The following is a 19,029-nucleotide window of genomic DNA, read 5'->3' as shown; positions in this document are numbered from 1 at the left end:
GAGGTGGGATCTACTGTCCCGGAGCAGTCGGAGGCTGAAGAAAGCCCTCGACGCCCGATCGACGTGTCATGGCCGTGCATGACTGAGCCCGGCAACGCAACCCGGATGCCTACGGGGTCAGTCTTCAGGAATCGGCATCGGCATCGGCATCGGCATCGGCATCGGCATCGGCATCGGGTGACTGTCTCAGCGTGTCGTGCTGAGGAAGATCTGATGGCGCGGTGCAGACCTGGAACGGGTCTGAAGATCGCCAGGCACCAGGCCGCGCCAACCTCGCAGCACCACAAAGAGGGAGAGAACATGGCGCGGGTGGTAGTCGAGGGCACCGATATCGTCGTTGGCCTGTCCTGGCGGGAGAAGGCGGCGGCACGCCACCGCGATGTGCGGGTTCCGGCGTCGGCGCTGCGCCGGCTCTATGTCGAGCCCGACTGGTGGCGTGCGCTTCGCGGTGAGTGCGGTCGGGGCACCTGGATTCCCGGACGGCTGTGCGCGGGTATCCGGCATCTCCAGGAGGGACAGGACTTCGCGTTGGTACGGGTCGGCAGGCCAGTGCTGTGTGTGGAACTGCGCCGGGGTGCACCGTTCAGCCGACTGGCGATCTCCGTCCCCGACCCCGAGGAGACGATGCGAGCTCTGCTGCCGCTGGTCCCACGGGATCGGCTGGGATGAAGGCGAGCGGGTGTCTTGCGGGGGCTGATGCCGGCGATACCGGCTTCGCGCATGAGCCGCTCGACCCGTTTCCGGCCGACGTGGACGCCCTCGCGCTTGAGGTCGGCGTGCACGCGGGGCGAGCCGTAGATCCCGCCGGGGCCCCACGGGAATCGGCTGCCTTGCCGCGGCGCATCCGTACTGTGGCGATCACCGGCCGGGAATGCGGGGTGCAGATCGTGGCGAGCAGGGGGTGCAGGGTGCGGATGCCCTTGAACCGGCCGTACTCGGCGCCCTGCTTGGCCCGGCCGTAGACCCGCTTGTGGGTGGAGTCGACATCAATGAACGCCTTCTCGTCGGAGCCGGGAAGCAGCGAGGCGTGCGCGGCCAGTTGACCGAGGAACCTGCGGTGGACAGCCTGGAGTTGGAGTGCGTGACCGTGGGTGAACGAACGGAGGAAGGTGCCCAGCGTGGACGGCGCACGGACCCCCTGGAACAGGGTCAGCATCGCGCCGTCCCGCAGGATATGGAGGTCGTCGATACTGTCCGCGCCCGCCGGCATGCCGGGCACGATGCTGCTGACATTGACGTCCGCCGACGCACCCGCGCCGTTCGTCGTCCCGCTCAGCTTCACCTTCTGCGTCACCAGGTCCGGCAGCCCACACCGTTCGGCCAGCCGCATCACCGGAACCAGCCATCAGATCGGTGGATCAAGGCCAAGCGCAATACCGTTCAGTTAGTGGGCGCGATGGCGATGTGGGGGCTGTGTTTGGGCTGGGCCAGTGTGTGCGGTGGGAGCGTTTCGCGGCCCATTTCAGGACCTTGCGTTTGACGACTCGCGGGTGTGAGCGTTTTCGGCGGGGTGGGTTGAGGTGTTGGGTGAGCCATCGGATGGCGTGACACCATGCCGCGTCGGCCGTGTCAGCGCCCGGAGGGGGAAAATGCGCCCTGCGCGACTGAACGGCGGGCGATGCGGAGGGCCTTGACGAAGGAGACTCTGTCGGGGTCCTGGCCGGTGTGCGCGGCGGTGTCAGCCATCAGGGTACGGATGGCGTAGTGGCAGCACAGGTGTCCCCAGATTTCTTGCTGGACAAGGTCGGGGGCTTTGGAGCGCAGTACCGTGCGGGGCCCGCGTTGATGGGTCTTCAGTTCGTCGAAGGCTGTCTCGATCTCCCATCGTTGGGCATAGACGGCTGCGAGGTCCTCGGCGCTGACCTCGGCCGGGTCGAGGATCGTGGTCAGCAGCCGGTATTCCTCGGGGTTGTCCCGGCCGTCATCGACCGTGTAGTCGATCACTCTGACTGTGAGCGGCTCTGTCGTGGTCCGGTTCGTGCCCGACGTCGGGACGATCCGGGCCAGCCAGGACCCATCGGCCAGTGTTTCCAGATGCCGGGGCCGCAGATTCGTTTTCACTCGCCAGAGCAGATCCGCGCCCGTGGCGGCGGCCTGCTGCCAGAGAGTGAACCCGTAGAAGCCCCGGTCGGCCAGGACCAGTTGGCCCAGCTCCAGCCGGCCGACGAGCTGCCGGGACAACTCGATCTCCGACACGCTGCACGGGCCGGTGGCAGCATCGAAGACGGCATGGGTGCCGCATTCCGCCAATGCCACCAGGCGGGCCTGCGGAAAAGCGGACCGCTCCCCCCTGCTGGAAGCGGGCCGCCCGAAGAATTCTGCGTTGGCTGCCGTGTCTGCCACGTCCAGGCACGTCCCGTCGATCGCCACCAGACGACGCCCGGCCAGCCACGCCCCCGGCGTGTCCGGCCCCGCCAGCGGACGCGCGACCCGCACGAAGAGATCCCGCACCGGCTCGAACCCCAGGCGGGCCCTGGCCTGGAAGATCGCCGACTTCGAGGGCGGCGTGAACGACTCCGACCACCCCGACGCCCACGACAGCCCATCCGTGAGCTGTGCGAACACATCCTCGTAGGAGCCATCCGAATACAGCGCCGTCCCCATCGAGAAGTAGGCCATCACCCGCGCGGGCAAGGACCGGTGACGCCGCTCAGTACGCCCTGCCTCCTTGATCGCCGCGTCAACCACATCTGCGGGAAACACCCGCGTCAGCAACCCCACAGACACCAAATCCGACAACCGGACATCAGAAGACGGCTTCACCCAACCAGAACGCGGCATCCCCCAAGATAACCCAGAAGCATTTAACTGAACGGTATTGAGCTAAGCGGGGGGCGATGGACAGGGATACCCGGGAAAGAGAGCGATCATGGTAGGCATGTCTCACACATCCCGACGCAGCCTGCTTGCTGCGTTCGCAGCGTCTGCTGCGTCCGTTCCGTTCACCGGTCTTGCCGCCGGTCCGTCCCACGCCGCCGAGACGTCGCCCGCTGTCGCGCCCCTGGCGGCCTCGGCGGGTCTGACCACGGCTCGTTCCTCGGTCACCCTAGCGCCTTTGGACGCCTCCTACTTCACCCAGGTGACACTCAGTGATCCACTGACCGCCACCGTGCTGACGGGAAGCCCTGCCAGGACCGAGGTCACATCCGGCGGTCGGCGTGTCGCGCTGCTGACCCACGGAGCGCGAACCGTTGTACTGCCAGGCCCGCAAAGGACGTTCGCCGAGAACAAGAAGCCGTTCGTCGACGACTTCCGGCGCAGCCTGCCCGATGTGACCATACCGATGACGCAGCGCCAGTACTGGGGCACCTCGCCCGGGGGCGGCAGCTGGTCCACACTCGGGCCCGCCGAAACGGACTACTCCGTAACCCCCGGCGCCGGGATCATTGCTCTGACCACAGACAACTCAAGCCGCCACGCCAGCCTGCGCGACGACCGGATCACTGATGTCGATGTGCGCTCCGTCGCCCGTTTCGACAAGGTACCCACTGGTCAGGCCTGTTCATACGCGCTGTCCTTCGGATACCAGGACACCCACAACAACTACCGGGCGCGACTGTCGTTCCTCACCTCCGGCAACGTTGAGCTGCGGGTCGAGAAGGAAGTCTCCGACACCGTGACCCAGCTGACCGCGGCGCTCACGCTCGCCACCGGCGTGCCGGCGGAAGCGGACTGGACGATCCGGGTGCGCCGTGAGGGTGCCCGTATCCGGGTCAAGGCCTGGCGCTCTGCTCTCGACGAGCCGTCGCCGTGGGCCGTCGATGTCACTGACTCCACCTTCGCCACGGGCAGGGTGGGTCTGCGTGCGCTGGCCAACTCCGGTTGTACCAGCCTGCCGGTCCGGCTCACCGTCAGCCGGTTCCAGGTGGACGCCGCCACGTGGCAGGAGCCGGTGAGTGTCACGCACACGGACTGGGTGCGTGTACTGCCCCAGCCCTTCGACGGCACGTGGACCCCGGCAACGGAGCAGATCATCCGTGGGTGGGCGGGTTCCACCGCTCCGGATGTGCTGGCGCATGCGGCGATGTTCCTCGCGGGCGCGCCCGCGGTGACGGGCGGGGCGGGCCCGGTCCAGGGCAAGCAGGTGCTTGGCGAGGCGGGATACGGTTATCTGGACCCGCACGGATATCGGTACGAAGGCGCCGACTTCCACGAGTACATGAATCTGGGCTGGACCTTCCCCGACGGCACTTACACAGGCCCCTCCAGCAAGCAGGTCGGGAACCTGGACTGCTCGGGTTACACACGCATGGTCTACGGCTTCCACTGCGGTGTACCGATGGCCGCGGGCCAGGACACCTCCAGGACCCGGATCCCACGCAAGTCCCGGGACATGGCCGACTACGCGCCTGGTGTTCTTGTCGACCGGACCGACGGCACCGCTCCACCGGCCGCGGTGCAGCTGCAGCCCGGTGACCTCGTGCTGTTCAATGCCGACTCCGGTGACGATGAAGCGACAGTGACGGTCGACCACGTCGGCATCTACCTCGGCAGGGACGCCGGCGGTGGGCGTCGATTCCTGTCGAGCCGCAAGACCGGCAATGGGCCCACCATGTCCGATCTGGGAGGCAATTCGCTCCTGGACGGTACAGGAACCTACGCGAGGACCCTGCACACCGTGCACCGTCTGTAACTCACCCGCTCCGGTTGCCGGTCTGCCACGGCCGGGGCCGGCTCGGGGGCTTCGTCATGGAGCAGCCCGAGAGCCCCGGACCCGCTGTTGAGGCATCATTGCTCTGCAGTGCGCCGCCACCGCCGCCGCCGTCATTCAGCGTCGGCGTCACGCCCCGCCGACGAAGACGCGATAGAGGAACTTGCGGTCGATTTCCAGGATCACCGCGCTGGTGGTGACCTGACGCTGTTTCTGGAGGTGAGGTTACACGTCGCGGATGACGTCGAACGGCTTGAAGTCGGCCTCGAAAATCGGTTCCGGCACCAGCTTCAGCGCCGCCTGAACGACCCGGTCCGCAATCGTCGGAATCCCGAGCTTGCGGACCTTCCCCGAACCTCCCGGCTTGGGGATACTGCGTTCCCGCACCGGCAGGGGTCGGAACAACCGTCCCTGACGGCGGCCCGCAGGTCGTTCAGGAACCCGGGAACACCCATGGACTCCTCGACGTCGGTGGCCGTCAGGCCATCGACGCCGGGAGCCTGGCCTCCCCGGTTGCCCGCGACCCGGTCGAACGCCACCAACAGCGTCGCCGGATCGTGCACGAAGTTGAACAGGTCATCGAACCGGCGGCCGGGATCGGCCACCGTCCAACGGTGAAGCTTGGCCTGCATCTCCAGTGCTCGGGTGGGCAGGTGGTAGCCGGCCTGGCGCCAGCGGTAGTAGGTGGAGGAGGGGATGTGGAGTTCCCGGAGTACGGGCTCGACCCCCAGGTGCGGGTGCTCGTCGACGAGCGCGGTCACCTGGGCCGGGTCGGGTCGAGCTGTGCGGCGAAAAAAGCCGAGGCTGTCCGCAGGACCTCGTTCGCCCGGCGAAGTTCCCGCACCTCGCGCCGCAGCTGGGCGAGCTCGTCCTTCTCCTCGGTGGTGAGCAGGTCGTCCCGCTCGCCGGCGTCGGCCTCGGCCTGGCGGATCCAGTTGCGCAGGGCCTCGTGATGCATGCCGAGTTCCTCGGCCATGCGGCGGATGACGGGCTTCGGCTCGGCGGTCCGGTACATCCGCACCGCACGCTCACGCAGCTCCAGCGGATATTTCCTCGGGGCAGGCATCGTCTGGGCTCCTCTCATGAGACCCATCTGACCTGCTGTCACCTTTCCCCTTTCCCCGCATCTCGGGGGAACCTCAACCCTCGTGCTCCCACCGGCGAATGGTGGAAGCGGAGCGGCCAACACGCTGCGCGAACTCGCCGATCCGATACGTGCTGATCACCGCACAAAACTCTGCACATGAGTAGGCAAGAATCAGGCACTAGATGTCAGCCCCCACGACGAGCGGCTGCGGACGATCGTGGACGAACGCAAGCTCAAGGCCCAGAAACGCAAGAAGAACTCGCCGCGGCAACCGTCCTACGTCACCTGCCCCGATTGCAACAGGGACACCCGACGCGCGGTGCGCGACACCAAGCGGCGGGCCGCATCGCTCACGCGTCGAGCGCGCACAGAGGTCCGCCCGGGAGCTCTGACCGATGTTCAAGTTTGCGATGTGCGGGCCGCTTGGGTCGCCCAGCGCCGGCGTGACGAGGTCGTGGAGTACCGACCGCTGCCACCTCGCCGCCGAGCTTTTCCAGGCGCCATCACCCCCTGCCCCGCTCGGCTGTTACAAGACAGCGACAAAGTCCCGATGAACGCCTGCCTCCGCTGTGCCGTCGTTTCTAGTGACTACGCCAATCGACACGTAGGTGCCCTTTGGCGCGAAAGGCTGTTCTCACCATAGAAAGGGACAGATCTGTGATGGTCTCAAAGCAGCACTCCCTGCGCATCGCCGTCGTCGGTGTCCTCGGCGCGGCTTCCCTCGCCCTTATGGGCACCGCGATGGCAGCAACCCCGGCCGCACACACCGCAACCCCTGTCGCCATCGCGCAGAAAGCCGTGCCCGCCAAGGCCGGCATCACGGCCAAGCCGTCGGTGTCCTCCGTCCGCGCCTGGCAGCTGTTCCGGGTCACGGGCCAGACCACCGGTCTCAAGGCTGGCAGCAAGGTGACCCTTCAGCAGAAGCAGCATGGCAAGTGGGTCAGCCTGCCTGCGTCCACGAGCATCTCGCGGGACGGCTCCTACTCGCTCGGCGTCAAGCTCGGGCTGAGGGGCAAGAACGACCTGCGCATCGTCAGTGGCACCACGGCCTCGCCGGTCTTCAACGTGACGGTCCGCTGAGACGCGCTGCCACCGCGGCAGAGGTGGGCTGTCGGCACTGGGGTGGTCTCACCTGCCCCGGTGCCCGCACCGAACGGAACCGTCGGCAACATCGCCGCGTCCGGCCCGTGCGCGCAGGGGGCGGCCGAGGTTGTTCTGCCGGACACGGGCATGAACGAGTTGATGCGGCGCCGGGTCTATGGCGCCGACCACGACGACCTCGGCCCCGGACAGCAGTGAGTGTTTGAGATCCTTGGCCGGGTGGCCGGGTGGCCCGGTGGTCTGGGTGCCGGGCGTTATGGCGTCTGGTCGGGTGGTTCGAAGATATTGCCGGACCAGACGCTCTGCTCGTAGACGTGCCCGGCTGGACGGACGAGGAACGTGAGACGGGAGCGATGCTGATCACGGAGATCGGCGCCGACGGTCCGGGCGGCCGAGCCGAGTACGGGCCCAGGCCCGGCGCACCGGACAGGTGGGGTCAGGCTGCGCAGGCGAGGAAGTCGGCCACGACAGGGGTGTACCGGTGGTCGGCGACTGTCCACGGAGTTCTTCGAGTGCGCTGGTGGTGCGGGCGGAGTCGACACCGCCGATCGTGTCGATGACCTGGTGCCCCAGGTCGAGAGCAGCGTTGATGTCGCCGAGGGCGCGGTGGGCCTCGACCTGCCGGACCTGGTAGATCACGGTGCCGCGCGCCTCGCGGTTGCTGTCGTGGGGTCTTTGTGGGTAAAGGCCGCGCGGAAGTTCTCCAGAGCATGCGGGAACGTGACGAAGCCCCTCCCCCGGTGGAGGGAAGGGCTTCGTGAACGAGCGCTGGGCAGGCCTTGCACCTGCATTTCCCCGCAGGAAGCGGGGCGTCTTTCCTTGGACCACCAACGCAGCGTCATTCGCCGTGAGTTGCGGCGAACTTCCAAGATCAACTATAGCGCATGCGGCCGTCGGCCGGCCCCGGCCATCACGGAGGCGGTTGAGCGGCAGACCCGTGCGATGCGCGCGCTCAGTGAGACCGCGACGACCAGGCCGACTTCGCCCGGTTGGACGGCGCGGCGATCGGCAGCGGCAGCGGGTGCGCGCACGCCATCAGCGGTGCTGATGGACACCGACGGCGGCCACGACTTGGAACGCCTCGATCTGCAGACCATGGCGGAGGCAGGGGAAGCGCAGTGGCGGCGGGTAGCGCTCGCACGGGAGATGGTGCGCCGCGTGCTCGATGCGGAGCGGGTGTTGTGAGATGGCGCGAGTGGCGTGCCGCTGGTGGGGCGCACCGCGATGTCCTGAACCGTCCGCCCGGCAACTGGATGCCGGGGCAGGCGGTCTCAGTCCGGCGCGGCGGTAAGGGCGATGAGGCGGCGGTGACCGGTCCCCTGGCTCTGAGATCACGCATCAGAGCCTTCCTCGTCCGATGAACGGTGATGAACTGGCCGTACCGCTCGGTGAATGCGCTCACGGTGCCGTCCCGCTCGGCGAGCGCTGCCGGATCACGCAGGAGACGGACGACTTCTCCGTAGTGGCGGGACCCTGGCGCGGCGAGGAGTTCTCCCACGCACTTCCAGGCGACCTCGGGTCGGCGAAAGAACAGATGCAGCTCATACGCGGTGATCAGCCGCTTGAACCACGGACAGGCGGTTCGCTCGATCGAGGTCACGATCCCGCCCCAGGGCCAGACGACAGTCCAACATCACTACCGACGACGTTGAGCCGAACGGGTGAGGGGCTGGGCGGTCAGGGCTTCAAGATCACCCCATAGCCCCTTTGGGGCTTCCCGCGGCGATACCCCGAGATGGCGCTGAAATGCAAGACCCAGACGAGGTAGCCGATCACCGGTGGTCCGTCACCGCGTCTTCCGCGTTCTCTTGGCCTGCCCGGGGTCAGGTTGGTCATCGGCATGACGAGTCCGGGATTCGGACGCTCACCGCGAGTCACTCTCCAGGGTCGCGAACGTCGCCCGTCGGGGATGTCATGTCTTGATCACAGTGGTCCTGGGGGTTACTGCGCTCCGGCTCCTCCAGGTATTCGGGGCAGCCGGGGTTGTGGCAGGGGCCCGGGCCCCGCACGGGCACGAAGACTCCAAGAGTCTTGTGCCGCCTCGTGATGGTGGGGGCCACGGGGTGCTTGCAAACTGGACACACAAGCAGCCCCTGGGGACCGGTCTCATGCTCAACTTTGCTCATTCTTTAACAGTAGGCCGTCTGATCGGATAAGAAGACAGGCCACGTGCCGCTCATCGTGCGGCGTTGATCAGTGCGCCGGTCGAGGCGGACCCTCCGGCTGCTGGTCCTGCTCAGTACAACCTTCCCGCGAGACCTCCTTCCGCTGTGCCGGGCGTGGTTTCCGGCACGTTGCCGGCGTTCGTCCCTGCCTGCAGTGACCACGTGAACGCCGAACTCCTCGGCTCCACCGACGCCCGTGATCGAAAACGCCATCCAGACGCAGTTCCTGCGGATCCCCGACTATCCGACGGCGCGCGGCACTCTCGTTCATCCTGATGGCCGCGGTTCTCCCTTCTCCATCCGCAGGTCCGGGACGGAGGATCTGGTCCAAATGCCCTTCGTCAACTGGCTCAATCGCCACCTCGCCGTCATCGCGGGACTGCTGACCTCTCCTGTCTCCTCCTGCCGAACGTCCCGTGCCGGCCAGTCCGCCACGCCCCGTTTCTCATCGACGCCGGCGCCGGGACAAGAGCGCTCTCCGGCCCGAGCGCGCCCCCTGATGGTGCGGCGTCGAAGGGGCCGCCTGAAACCGCCCCCGAGAGACCGGGCAAACCCAACGGGTATGTTGACGCTGCGCCACCCCGCCACCACGACGGCACACCGTTCCGCGACCTCAACCACAACGGCGCCATGGAGCCCTACGAGGACCCCCGGCTGCCGGTCGAGGAGCGTGTCGAGGACCTGGTGAGCCGGATGACCCTCGCCGAGAAGGCCGCCCTGATGTGCCACGGGCGGATGCTCGCCGGGAACGCCCGTCCGGCCCTGTCCGGTGCCACGGTCCTGTCCGACGCCGAACCGATCATCGAACGGGGCCTCACCGCCTTCGCCATGATGGCCGTCCCCGACGCCCGCACGATGGCCAAGTGGAACAACCACGTCCAGGACCTCGCCACAGCCGAACGTCTCGGCATCCCCGTCACCCTCTCCTCCGACCCCCGGCACGGCTTCACCGCCAACCCCGCCACCGCGCACATCGGCGGCGGCTTCAGCGCGGGCCCCGAGCCGATCGGCCTCGCGGCGACCGACGATCCCGCGCTGGTCGAGGAGTACGCCGCCCTGATCGGCCGGGAACTGCGCGCCGTCGGGATTCGGGTCGCCATCCACCCAATGGCCGACCTCGCCACCGAACCGCGATGGGCCCGTATCAGCGGCACCTTCGGCAAGGACGCCGACCGCGCGTGCCGGATGATCGCCGCCTACATCCGAGGACTCCAGGGGGAGCGGATCGGGCCGGACAGCATCGCCTGCATGACCAAGCACTTCCCCGGCGGCTCGTTCGAGCACCACCTGCGCCCCTTCGAGGCCGGAACGGCGCAGATCAGGCCCGCGTACGCGATCCCCTCGGGGACGGGCCTGTCCGAGGACGGCGCCAATTTCAACCGGGACGTCATCACCGGCCTGCTGCGCGGCCGGTACGGCTTCGACGGGGTCGTCTGCACCGACCTCAACACCATCACCGGCAATGACATCCGCGGCTCGCGGTCATTTCCCTCAGGCCATGTCCGCACGACCGACATCCTCCAGGTCATCCAGAAGAACGTCCGCAACCAGTTCCTCGACAACGGTGATGCCGTGGCCGGCCATGGCCACGGTCAGCTCCGGATCCCAGGGCGCCTCGGTGAGGCGGCCGGGTGGAGGTCCTCCAGTCAGGCGGGCGACGGCGGCGCGGTAGTCCGCCGCTGTCATGCGCCACGGTTGGGCCGGTGTCTTGTCGAGCACATAGGCGGCGATGCGGATGCCCTCACCGTCGAAGTCGCCGTGGTAGCGGAGGATCGCACCGTGGTCCGCGAACAGGCGGAGAAGATGGATGGCCGCGCTGTTGGGCCAGCCGGACGTGCAGACGAGGGGCGGGCAAGACGGTCCGAACCGCCGCAGCGCGAGGGCCATGACGCTGGGGTTCTCCACGACGTGGACGACGGCGGCGGGCCGGGTGCCGAGCGTGAGCCCGCCCGGGGCGCGTACCTGGGCCAGGGTCAGACTGGCGGCCTGACCGGCCTCGGCGCACACGCGTGCCACTCGGGCGAGCGGCCCGTCGCCGCCCGGTAGCAGTCCGGCGGTGAGCACGGTGGCGGACAGTTCGTCGTCGGCAACGCCCGCCCGGGTCCACCCGGCGCGCCGGTCCGCGGCGGACTGCGGCGGGTCGGTGTCATGGAGGGCCGCCAGGGCGCGCAGGACGAGGGAGGACAGGCGGGTGCCGTCGTCGAGCGCGTGGGAATCACCTCTCACCACCCGTGCGGCGAAGACCGGCAGCGGCTCCGCGTGGGCGGGAAGCGCCGCCAGTACCGCAAGCGTGTCGGTGAGCAAGGCGCGTGTGCGTCCCGGTGAGCCGCCAACCAGTCCGGCGGCCCGGCAGGAGGCGGCCCAGTCGGCGAGCGCGGGCTGGGCCCGCACGATGTCGTGGGCATCCAGCCAGGCCCAGAGTCCGGCTCGTTCGTCTTCCTGACGGCGCCGCTCGGTCGCGCGGTCGGCCAGCGGACCCACCAGGTCGGTGACGGTTTCGCGTACCGTACGGCCGCAGAGCTCGGTGACTGCCACCTCCAGGCGGGCCAGGGCGACGGAGGGCCGGACATCCGGCAGGCGGCCCAGACCGAGGAGGTCGGCGAGAGCTTCACGCTGGGCGTCGTCGAGCGGTCCGAGGCGCACGCGGGTGACGGGCCGGCCGGAGGAGAGGCGGTCGTGGACCGTCTGCCACAGGGGGCGCAGCTCGGGGCGGCGCAGGGTGCGCTCCCCCGGGGTCGGTCCCGTACGTGTCATTCCGCCTCCAGGTCGATGCCGTTCCACACGAAGCGGGCGCTGGTGACGGCGTCGTCGTCCGTGCCGGTGAGAAGTTGGTGGACGGCGATGCCGGGTAGCTCTCCGTAGGTGCACCACTCGTGGTCGGAAGTGAGCATGAGGTCCAGGTCGAGAGCGGTGAGCAGCGCGAAGACCTGGCCGCGGTTGACGGTGTCGACGCCAACGAAGACCTCGTCCAGCAGGATCGGCCGGGGCGCCTGGGGCACGGCTTCATAGTGGGCCGAGACCGCGGCGAACAGCGGCAGATGCAGGGCGATGGCCTTCTCGCCGCCGGACAGCGCACCGTGCAGCTTCTTGGTCAGCGGCTGCCAGCCGGCCCCGTTCGCACGGTCCAGGCGGACGGTGAACTGGTGCCAGGCGGTGTAGTCGAGCACCTCGCCGAGTTGTTCCTCCCAGCTCGCGGCCGTGTCGCTGCTCTTGGCCTCCTCGATCCGCGCGCGGAAGAAGGCGTGCAGGGCCTCCCGGTCGGTGTCGGTGACCCGGCCCGGATCCTTGAGTAGCAGCTCGCGGGCGGTGCGGGTGCCCTCGGGGAGATCCGGGCGGATCTGCCACACGAGCTGGACGGCGACGCGGGAGGCGGTACGGACGCGTTCCAAGTGGCCGTTCATACGGTCGACGAGTTCACCGGCCTGGCGGATCCGGGCGGCAAGGTGGCGGCGGATGTCACCGGTGAGGATCTGGTCGAACAGGCGGCGCTCGGCGCCGGTGATGTCGTCCCGGCTGCGGTCCCGCTCCTGCGTCAGCTCGCTGAACAGGCCCGTCGCCCCGACGCGTACGCCGTCCAGGGTGGCGGTGAAGAGCTGGATGTCTTCGTCCGGCTCCAGGTCGAGGTCGGCCCGGGCTCCGAGGTGCCGACGGGCCTCGTGGACCGCTTCGGAGAGACGGGTGGCGGCGTCGCCCAGGTTGCGCGGTGCGTGCGGAACACCGGACCAGGTGGCCGCGGCCGCACGGGCCGCCTCCAGTATGGCCTTCGCACCGCCCTCGGCACCGAGCTCCAGAACGATGCCGGCGTCCTCGGCAAGCCCGGTCAGGCACAGATGCCGGAACCGGCGCGCCGCACCGTCCCGGGCGTCGACCGCATGCTCCCGCCCCTCGGCGTCGCGTTCGCTGACGGCCCGCAGTTCTCCGATACGCCCCTCCAGACGGAGCAGGAGTTCGCCCGTCCGCTCGGCCTCGTCACGGCACCGGTGCAGTGCGGACCGTGCCTCAGCGACGCGCGCGACCACCTGCCGGTAGTCCTCACCGACGGTGGCCTCCACCGCCTCCAGGCGTACCCTCACCCCCTCGGCCTCGGTCTCGGCGGCGGTCGCGGCCGTGTTCTGCTCCTCGGCGTCCCGGTACGAGCGGTCCGCCTGCGCCGCGAGCTGACGCGCCCGGTCGGCGACCGCCATCGCGCCCAGCCGGGCGTCCACCCAGAGATCGGCGGTGTCCCGGAACGTGTCGATGGCGCGGGACAGTTCGCGCAGTCGGCCGCTGTCCGTGGGCAGGCCGTGCTCAGCCGCCCGGCGGCTGAGCACGCGCAACGCGGCCGCGACCTCGGTCTCGGTCCGCTCCAGGCGCTCGGCCGCGTCGCGTACGGCGTCGTCCCGGGCCGCCACCTGGTCCTCGGCGCGGTCCCAGGCGCGGCGCCGTTGATCGAGCTCGCGATGGTCGGGGCGGGCCGCCCGCTCATCGTCCAGCCGGTCGCGTCGGGCCGCGAGGGCGCGCAGCCGGTCGTCGAGGGCGGCGAGGGAGGCGTGCGTTCCGGCGATCCGGTCGGTCAGTTCGCCGATCCGGCGGTGTCGTGCGCGCTGCCGGGCGAGGGCGCCGATGTGGGCGGGCTCCGGCTTGCTCCAGGTACCCGTGGCGAACGCGAGGCGCCAGGCACCGTCGGCGGACACGGCGGCCGGATGCCGGCCGGGAAGCCACGCACCGTAGGCGACGCCGGCGAGCAGGCGGGTGACCGTCTCCGCCGGGACCGGGATGCCTTCTTCGGGCCGCAGTACCTCCAGCAGGCTCGGCCCCGGGGCAGGCAGGGCCAGCGCGGCCTCGACGCGGGTGTCGTGGCCGGGCATCGTGAGTCCGCCGTCCGGGCCGACCCAGGCGTCCAGCAGGCCCGACGCCTCCAGCGCCGCCTCCACTGCGGCCTGCACGGCGAGCGGCACGTCCTCGCGGAAGGCGACCAGCCGGTACAGCGGCGCGCCCGCCATCACGGCGCGGTCCGCGGTGCGGGTGAACGGCGCCGAGGGCGGGAGGTCGGTCTCCTGACGCAGCCGTTCCGTTTCCCTCGCCAGCCCGTCGCGCTCGTTCAGCAAGTTTCGTCGCGCGGCTCGGCCGGTGGCCTCGTGTTCCGCGATCTCCTGCTCCACCGGGCGCGCGCCGGCTTCCACCAGAGCTGCCACCTCCGTCTCGGACGCCGCGCGGGCCGACAGCTCCTCCGGGTCGGCGATCCGGAGTTCCGTGCACCCCTCGGCCCAGACGCGCAGCCGCCCCGCCTGTACGGAGAGGGCGTCGTCCCAGGCGTGGACCGCTTCGTCGCGCCCTGCGATGGCCTCCGCGAGGCGGGCGCGGGTCTGTTCGAGCGCTTCCTCGGCGGCGACCCGGTCCCGGACCGCCCGGTCGTGCCCGCCCATCGCCTCCATGACGAGATCGACCTGCTGCCGCCGGGCTGTGACCGCGCCCCGCAGCAGCCGGCGCGCCTGCCGGGCCCGGTTCTCGCCCGTTTCGCCGGAAGCGGGCAGGGCCTGGGACGGGCCGGTGCCCGTTCTGGGAACTGCCGTACCAGACGGCGGGCGTACGGCGTCGAGCAGCGCGTTCGCTTCGTGGTGGACGGACTCCAGACCCGCTGCCCGTGCCGACCTGTGCGCCCCCTCGGCGGCTTCGCGGGCGTGCTCGTCGAGCGCATGGGCATGGCCCGCGGCCTCGTCGGCACGCCGTCGGTCCTCCTCCGCCCGGTTCCGTCCGGTGCGGGCGGTGGCGCGCTGCCGTCGGGCGTCGGCCGCCGTCTCCTCGACACGGCGGCGGAGCCGGTCGAGCTCCTCGCCGTGCCGGTACGCGTCACTGTCGCGCAGGCCCTCGATGGTCTCCTCCAGGGCGTGCGCGCGCCTGGCCTGCTCCTCGCGCCGCACTTCGGCCACTTCCCGCTCCTCCTGGGCCTTGGCGTGTTCCTCGGCGCTGAGACGGGCGATGCGGGTGAGGTTGTCCATCTCCGTGGTGGCCGAGATCAGCGTGGCCGAGGCGGCGCGCAGGACCCGGCGCGCGTAACCGCGTTGCCGGGACGCGACGGTCTCGGCCGCCGCCACCTCGTCGTCGAGCCGCTTGAGGTGCTCGCGCTGGCGGTCCAGCCGCTCGAAGCCCTCGGCAAGTTCGGCGATCTCGCCCTCGCCCAGTGGGGGCAGGGCGCGGGAGAGAAGAGTGGAGAGCAGGGAGGGGTCGAGCCGTTCGGACAGTTTGGGCTGGCGCAGCTGAAGAAGGGCGGACAGGAGTGATTCGTAGCGCTGTTCCCCCATGCCGGCGAAGAGTTCGCGCCGGACTGCTGTGCGGTAGTCGGCGGCCGAGGCGTGGACGTCACCATGGTCGCGCAGGGCCTCCGCGAGGGCGGCGCGGGTCAGGGGCTGTCCGGCCTCGTTGACGAGGGACAGGCCGCCGGGGCGGGCGATCCGGGAGCCGGTGGTGAAGTAGGCGGTGTGCACGCCGCTGGTGTGGACACTCGCCTGCAGACGCGCCCCGCAGCCGAACCAGCGGTCCTCGCCGTCGTCACCGGTACGGCGGAACTCCAGCCACACGTATCCGACCCGGGTCTTGCCGGAGGCGCCCTCGCCCAGCAGGTTCCAGTGCATGGTGCGTTCCGAGCCGCCGAACGTGGAGAGGCGGTTGGGGCGCAGGCTGGCGTCGAAGAGGAAGGGCAGCAGGAGTTCCAGGGCCTTGGACTTGCCCGAGCCGTTCTGGCCGCGCAGCAGCAGGCGGCCCTGGTGGAAGGTGAAGGTTTCGTCGTAGTACCGCCAGACGTTGAGAATGCCGGCGCGGTGTGGCTGCCAGCGGCTCCGTCGCGCTTGTGCGTCCGGGCCGGCCGCCTCCGCCGACTCCGCGGGTGCGGCACGCTCGTGGCGTCGCGGCGCGGGAAGCTCTGTCACGCTCACTGCTCGTCTCCTTCGTGCGGACCGCCGTGCGGGACCGCGGTGTCCGTCACGTCGCGCCGTTTCACGCTCTTCCTCTGTCCTGCTCTCGTGCCCGCGTCCGCGCTCGTGGCCTCGGCGACGCGGTAGCGGTGAGCGGCCGGGCGTGCGACGACGCGGCCCCCGACCTGGTGGATCAGCCCGGTGTCCCGCAGTACGCGCACGGCGTCGTCGGCCAGTCGGGCCGCGCCGTCCTGGGACTGGTACGCCTTCGCCCAGCGGGGGAAGCGGCGCAGCAGGTCCGCGCCGGCCTCGGCGAGTTGTTCGGGGAACAGCCCGGCGGGCGCGGCACAGACCGGTTCGAGCAGGAGCAGTGCGGCAACCCGGGCGGTGGAGGTGTCGTCGGGGAAGCGGACGTCGGTCGCGATCGCGTCCGGGTCGACGAGCAGGAAACCTTCGACGCGTTCCTCCAGGAAGAAACCGGCCTGTTCGACCGACCGGCGCAGGATCTGGCGGCCGGTCAGGGAGGTGACGTAGGCCAGTTCGTCCTCGGTGAGGTCCGCGCGGTACACGACGGGGTCGTCGAACAGGCGGCGCAGCACCGAGTGGCGCAGCCACAGATTGCGCTGGGGTTCCGTGGCGGCGGTCGCGCTCGGCGCCTTCTCCTCGATCGTCCCGCCACCGGCCGCGCCGACCGGCTCGGACGCGCCGCCGTAGCGCCGCTCCCGCACGATGCCGGTGAGGAGGTCCTCGAAGCGGGCGGGCACCTCGTCCGGCGGTACGGCCAGTCCAGAGGCGCCGACGGGCGCGACGGGCAGCCGCATCAGCAGGGTGGTGTCCACGCCGTAGAGGACCTTGGCCTCGGCCGACTCGACGTACGCCTCCGTGGCACCGTCCACCGCGCGAAGCACGCCGTACGACTCCAGCAATTTGAGGACGTCCACGAATGCCATCCGCTCCGGCCGGTGCACCGGGTCGAACCCGGGCAGTGCCTGATCGGCCGCCGTGGCCTGGACGACACGGTCGGCGAGCAGTCCAATGGTCGTCATCGGCATGGACAGCAGCTCAGCCGCGACCACGCACAGCAGGACGTAACGCCGACGGTCGAACGGAGCCCGGCCGGAACGCGACCTGCGGGCGGGACGGGAGGCGTCGGCGCGGGCTCGGATCTTGGCAAGGCGTGCGTATCCGCGCCTGGGCTCCACCACCAGGTTCCAGCCGCAGGTGTAGTCGAACCATTTGGCCAGCGGCTCGCGGCGGCGGCGCACGAGCTCGAAGCCCGTCGGGTCGGCCGCCTCGGTGAGCAGCGGACGGGCGAGCAGCAGTCGGATGCCCCGGGCCACCTCCTCCCTTTCGGCGGCCGCCAGTTGGTTGGCGAGCGTACTCATCCCGCCACCTCCCCTCGCACGGAGCTCCGTGGGGCCGGGAATGCCCCGGCCCCGTCCGCCGCCGTGATACGGACGACGTAGTCCGGCCCGGCCAGCACGCCCTTCGCGGTACGCAGCACGGCGGTGCGGTGGTCGGGCGGCGGGGAGAGCGTGATCTCCACCCGGCCGTCCCCGGTGGTCGCGCGCCGCAGCCCGGTGGTGTCCGGGCCGACGGACAGGGCACGGCCCAGCAGCTCAAGCAGCCGCTCGAAGACCGCTGGATCCAGTTCACCGAAGGAGGACAGCCGCACGGGCCCGTCTGTCGCCAGGTCCCGCCAGGCCAGCGCGAGCTCCGCCCGTTGGGCACGGGCCCGCTCGGCCCGCGCCGCCTTGACAGCGGCAACGTCCCGCACCTTGGCCGTACGGGTGAACCGCTCGGTCCGTCCACTGGTGCGCAGCAGCGCCGACACCTCGACCGGCGGCGCTTGGGACCACGACAGCGCCGGGGGAATCAGTTCCGGGTCAAAGTGGGCGAGATGGGCGTGGCGCGCCGAGCCCAGGCCGAAGGCTGCCGCCCACAGCCGGTGCAGGTCCTCCTCTCCGGGGGCGGCGGCGAACCAGCGCGCCAGCTCGCGGAAGTCCTGTACAGCGCTGGAGGAGCGGCGCCGCGACTCGTTGATCCGCTCCAGGACCTGCAGGAGGGAGAGGATGGCCCGACGGGCGATGTCGTGCAGCTGCTCGATGCGAGGACGGGCCGCGTCGTCCGGCAGGAACCACGCCCGCAGACCGGCCCAGCGGGCCCGCCGGCTCTCCAGCCAGCCGGGCGCGGGGTCCTCGCCGGCCACCGGTGGCAGCTCGGCGCCGCGCAGGGCCCGCTCGCGCAGGAGGAAGACACCGCGATCCTCCACCCGGACGACGGCGGCTGCGACGGCCTGCCCGCGCCGGTCCAGGTTGACCAGGAACTCCTGGAGATACGCGACGGTGGCGGCCTTCACCTCCCGGAAGACCTCCAGATCGGCGCCCTCGGCGCGCAGCAGCCGCTGCAGCTCGGCGTTGAACGCCTTGGTGTTCTCCACCAGAGCCTCCAGGTGCCCTTCCAGCTCGCGCAGCGTCGTGAAGATCCGGCGATCGGCCGAGACAGGTTCAGCGGAAAGCAGGCACAGCTCGTCGAGCCGGTCGGCAATCGCCTCCAGTACGGCCGTCTGGAGCGCCCCTGTCGAGGCGAGCACCTCCAGCGCGTGCCGCACTCCGGCCAGCGCGGCCTCGCCCCGGCGGGTCAGCGAGTAGTGCAGGTTGCGCCGCTCGTACTCCTCGGCCGTGCGGTAGTTCTCGGCATGGTTGTGGACCCGGTCCAGGAGCTTCCACTCCACGAGCTTCTTCAGTACGTCGTGCAGTTCCTCGTCCTCGACCGCGGCCAGCCACCCCACCGTCCGCAGCCGCCCGCGCACGTCGTCGAGCCCCAGCGCCGTCTCCAGGTGCTCGCCGGCCGCGCCGAAGGCGTCCAGCACGGCACCGTAGAGGTCGGACCTCTCCCCCGTGGTGAAACGGAACATCTCCGGCGGAACCCTGCGCACACCTCTCCCCTCTCCCCTGCCACCGCGTAGGCATTCGGTTCTCCACCGTAGAGGGCGGCACTGACTTTCAAGGGACAAGTCGCTTTCCCTCTTCCCAGGTGGAGCTGACACACATGCCGATCTGGCCGGGATTCGCCGTACCTCAAAGTGGTCGGGGGAACTCCGCAGGTGCCCGCTCGGTAGGGTCGGCACGGGGG

The 19,029-nt window shown here is 70.1% G+C and carries 13 protein-coding genes and 4 pseudogenes; 7 read left to right on the top strand and 10 right to left on the bottom strand.

Annotated features, from left to right (window positions below; genetic code table 11):
* Window positions 1–300 precede the first annotated feature (300 nt).
* On the top strand, window positions 301–669 hold the full coding sequence (locus ACIPEK_RS26995) for a hypothetical protein (protein ID WP_402000912.1): 369 nt from the start codon (window positions 301–303) through the stop codon (window positions 667–669).
* 14 nt (window positions 670–683) lie between these two features.
* On the opposite strand, the pseudogene ACIPEK_RS26990 reads toward ACIPEK_RS26995, so the two are convergent.
* Both ACIPEK_RS26990 and ACIPEK_RS26985 read right to left on the bottom strand, forming a co-directional pair.
* Window positions 684–803, bottom strand: a pseudogene (locus ACIPEK_RS26990) (IS3 family transposase); the annotation flags it as partial.
* Between the two features lie 766 nt (window positions 804–1,569).
* Window positions 1,570–2,781, bottom strand: a complete 1,212-nt coding sequence (locus ACIPEK_RS26985) for an IS4 family transposase (protein ID WP_402000909.1) — start codon at window positions 2,779–2,781, stop codon at window positions 1,570–1,572.
* Between the two features lie 97 nt (window positions 2,782–2,878).
* Between ACIPEK_RS26985 and ACIPEK_RS26980 the strand changes: the two genes are divergently transcribed.
* Complete coding sequence (locus ACIPEK_RS26980; RefSeq protein WP_402000906.1) at window positions 2,879–4,633, top strand: NlpC/P60 family protein; 1,755 nt, start codon at window positions 2,879–2,881, stop codon at window positions 4,631–4,633.
* Window positions 4,634–4,900: 267 nt separating this feature from the next.
* Here ACIPEK_RS26980 and ACIPEK_RS26975 read toward each other — a convergent pair.
* From ACIPEK_RS26975 to ACIPEK_RS26965, 3 genes and pseudogenes are all read right to left on the bottom strand, one after another.
* Window positions 4,901–5,283 (bottom strand): annotated as a pseudogene (locus ACIPEK_RS26975) (group II intron reverse transcriptase/maturase); the annotation flags it as partial.
* A gap of 125 nt (window positions 5,284–5,408) precedes the next feature.
* Window positions 5,409–5,717 carry a transposase gene (locus ACIPEK_RS26970; RefSeq protein WP_402000903.1) on the bottom strand — a complete coding sequence of 103 codons (309 nt, stop codon included), beginning with the start codon at window positions 5,715–5,717 and terminating at the stop codon, window positions 5,409–5,411.
* 73 nt (window positions 5,718–5,790) lie between these two features.
* Window positions 5,791–5,877, bottom strand: a complete 87-nt coding sequence (locus tag ACIPEK_RS26965; RefSeq protein WP_402001128.1) for a MerR family transcriptional regulator — start codon at window positions 5,875–5,877, stop codon at window positions 5,791–5,793.
* Between the two features lie 521 nt (window positions 5,878–6,398).
* Between ACIPEK_RS26965 and ACIPEK_RS26960 the strand changes: the two genes are divergently transcribed.
* Both ACIPEK_RS26960 and ACIPEK_RS26955 read left to right on the top strand, forming a co-directional pair.
* Complete coding sequence (locus ACIPEK_RS26960) at window positions 6,399–6,818, top strand: hypothetical protein (RefSeq protein WP_402000900.1); 420 nt, start codon at window positions 6,399–6,401, stop codon at window positions 6,816–6,818.
* 60 nt (window positions 6,819–6,878) lie between these two features.
* A complete protein-coding gene (locus tag ACIPEK_RS26955) occupies window positions 6,879–7,037 on the top strand; it encodes a hypothetical protein (RefSeq protein ID WP_383071961.1) in 159 nt (52 codons plus the stop codon).
* Between the two features lie 162 nt (window positions 7,038–7,199).
* Here the strand turns inward: ACIPEK_RS26955 and ACIPEK_RS26950 are convergent, their stop codons facing one another.
* On the bottom strand, window positions 7,200–7,478 hold the full coding sequence (locus ACIPEK_RS26950; RefSeq protein WP_402000897.1) for a hypothetical protein: 279 nt from the start codon (window positions 7,476–7,478) through the stop codon (window positions 7,200–7,202).
* Window positions 7,479–7,880: 402 nt separating this feature from the next.
* Between ACIPEK_RS26950 and ACIPEK_RS26945 the strand changes: the two genes are divergently transcribed.
* The 3 genes and pseudogenes from ACIPEK_RS26945 to ACIPEK_RS26935 form a co-directional block, all read left to right on the top strand.
* Window positions 7,881–8,024, top strand: coding sequence for a hypothetical protein (locus tag ACIPEK_RS26945; RefSeq protein ID WP_402000894.1), 144 nt, complete (start codon window positions 7,881–7,883; stop codon window positions 8,022–8,024).
* A gap of 1,076 nt (window positions 8,025–9,100) precedes the next feature.
* Window positions 9,101–9,332, top strand: a pseudogene (locus tag ACIPEK_RS26940) (ABC transporter permease); the annotation flags it as partial.
* A 302-nt stretch (window positions 9,333–9,634) separates the two neighbouring features.
* Window positions 9,635–10,264, top strand: a pseudogene (locus ACIPEK_RS26935) (glycoside hydrolase family 3 N-terminal domain-containing protein); the annotation flags it as partial.
* 231 nt (window positions 10,265–10,495) lie between these two features.
* Here the strand turns inward: ACIPEK_RS26935 and ACIPEK_RS26930 are convergent.
* From ACIPEK_RS26930 to ACIPEK_RS26915, 4 genes are read right to left on the bottom strand one after another with little or no spacing between them, the layout of a single operon-like run.
* Window positions 10,496–11,758: a TIGR02679 family protein gene (locus tag ACIPEK_RS26930; RefSeq protein WP_402000891.1), complete on the bottom strand. Its 1,263-nt coding sequence runs from the start codon at window positions 11,756–11,758 to the stop codon at window positions 10,496–10,498.
* The gene (locus ACIPEK_RS26925) at window positions 11,755–15,915 is read right to left on the bottom strand and encodes a TIGR02680 family protein (RefSeq protein WP_402000888.1); all 4,161 of its coding nucleotides are present in this window, start codon (window positions 15,913–15,915) and stop codon (window positions 11,755–11,757) included. The genes ACIPEK_RS26930 and ACIPEK_RS26925 overlap by 4 nt, the downstream gene beginning before the upstream one ends.
* Window positions 15,912–17,279, bottom strand: a complete 1,368-nt coding sequence (locus tag ACIPEK_RS26920) for a TIGR02678 family protein (protein ID WP_402000885.1) — start codon at window positions 17,277–17,279, stop codon at window positions 15,912–15,914. Before ACIPEK_RS26920 ends, ACIPEK_RS26925 begins: the two co-directional genes overlap by 4 nt.
* On the bottom strand, window positions 17,276–18,811 hold the full coding sequence (locus ACIPEK_RS26915; RefSeq protein WP_402001125.1) for a TIGR02677 family protein: 1,536 nt from the start codon (window positions 18,809–18,811) through the stop codon (window positions 17,276–17,278). Before ACIPEK_RS26915 ends, ACIPEK_RS26920 begins: the two co-directional genes overlap by 4 nt.
* Window positions 18,812–19,029 lie beyond the last annotated feature (218 nt).

Origin of the sequence: Streptomyces sp. NPDC088246, from assembly GCF_044741025.1 — a bacterium.
Lineage (GTDB): Bacteria > Actinomycetota > Actinomycetes > Streptomycetales > Streptomycetaceae > Streptomyces.
Note: the sequence above shows the minus strand (reverse complement) of the source record. Positions and strands in the feature narration are given on the sequence as shown.

Bases quoted from the DNA above. Each gene is read 5' to 3' on its own strand.
- ACIPEK_RS26995 (WP_402000912.1), top strand. From the start codon at position 301: ATGGCGCGGGTGGTAGTCGAGGGCACCGATATCGTCGTTGGCCTGTCC.
- ACIPEK_RS26985 (WP_402000909.1), bottom strand. From the start codon at position 2,781: ATGCCGCGTTCTGGTTGGGTGAAGCCGTCTTCTGATGTCCGGTTGTCG.
- ACIPEK_RS26980 (WP_402000906.1), top strand. From the start codon at position 2,879: ATGTCTCACACATCCCGACGCAGCCTGCTTGCTGCGTTCGCAGCGTCT.
- ACIPEK_RS26970 (WP_402000903.1), bottom strand. From the start codon at position 5,717: ATGCCTGCCCCGAGGAAATATCCGCTGGAGCTGCGTGAGCGTGCGGTG.
- ACIPEK_RS26960 (WP_402000900.1), top strand. From the start codon at position 6,399: ATGGTCTCAAAGCAGCACTCCCTGCGCATCGCCGTCGTCGGTGTCCTC.
- ACIPEK_RS26930 (WP_402000891.1), bottom strand. From the start codon at position 11,758: ATGACACGTACGGGACCGACCCCGGGGGAGCGCACCCTGCGCCGCCCC.
- ACIPEK_RS26920 (WP_402000885.1), bottom strand. From the start codon at position 17,279: ATGAGTACGCTCGCCAACCAACTGGCGGCCGCCGAAAGGGAGGAGGTG.
- ACIPEK_RS26915 (WP_402001125.1), bottom strand. From the start codon at position 18,811: ATGTTCCGTTTCACCACGGGGGAGAGGTCCGACCTCTACGGTGCCGTG.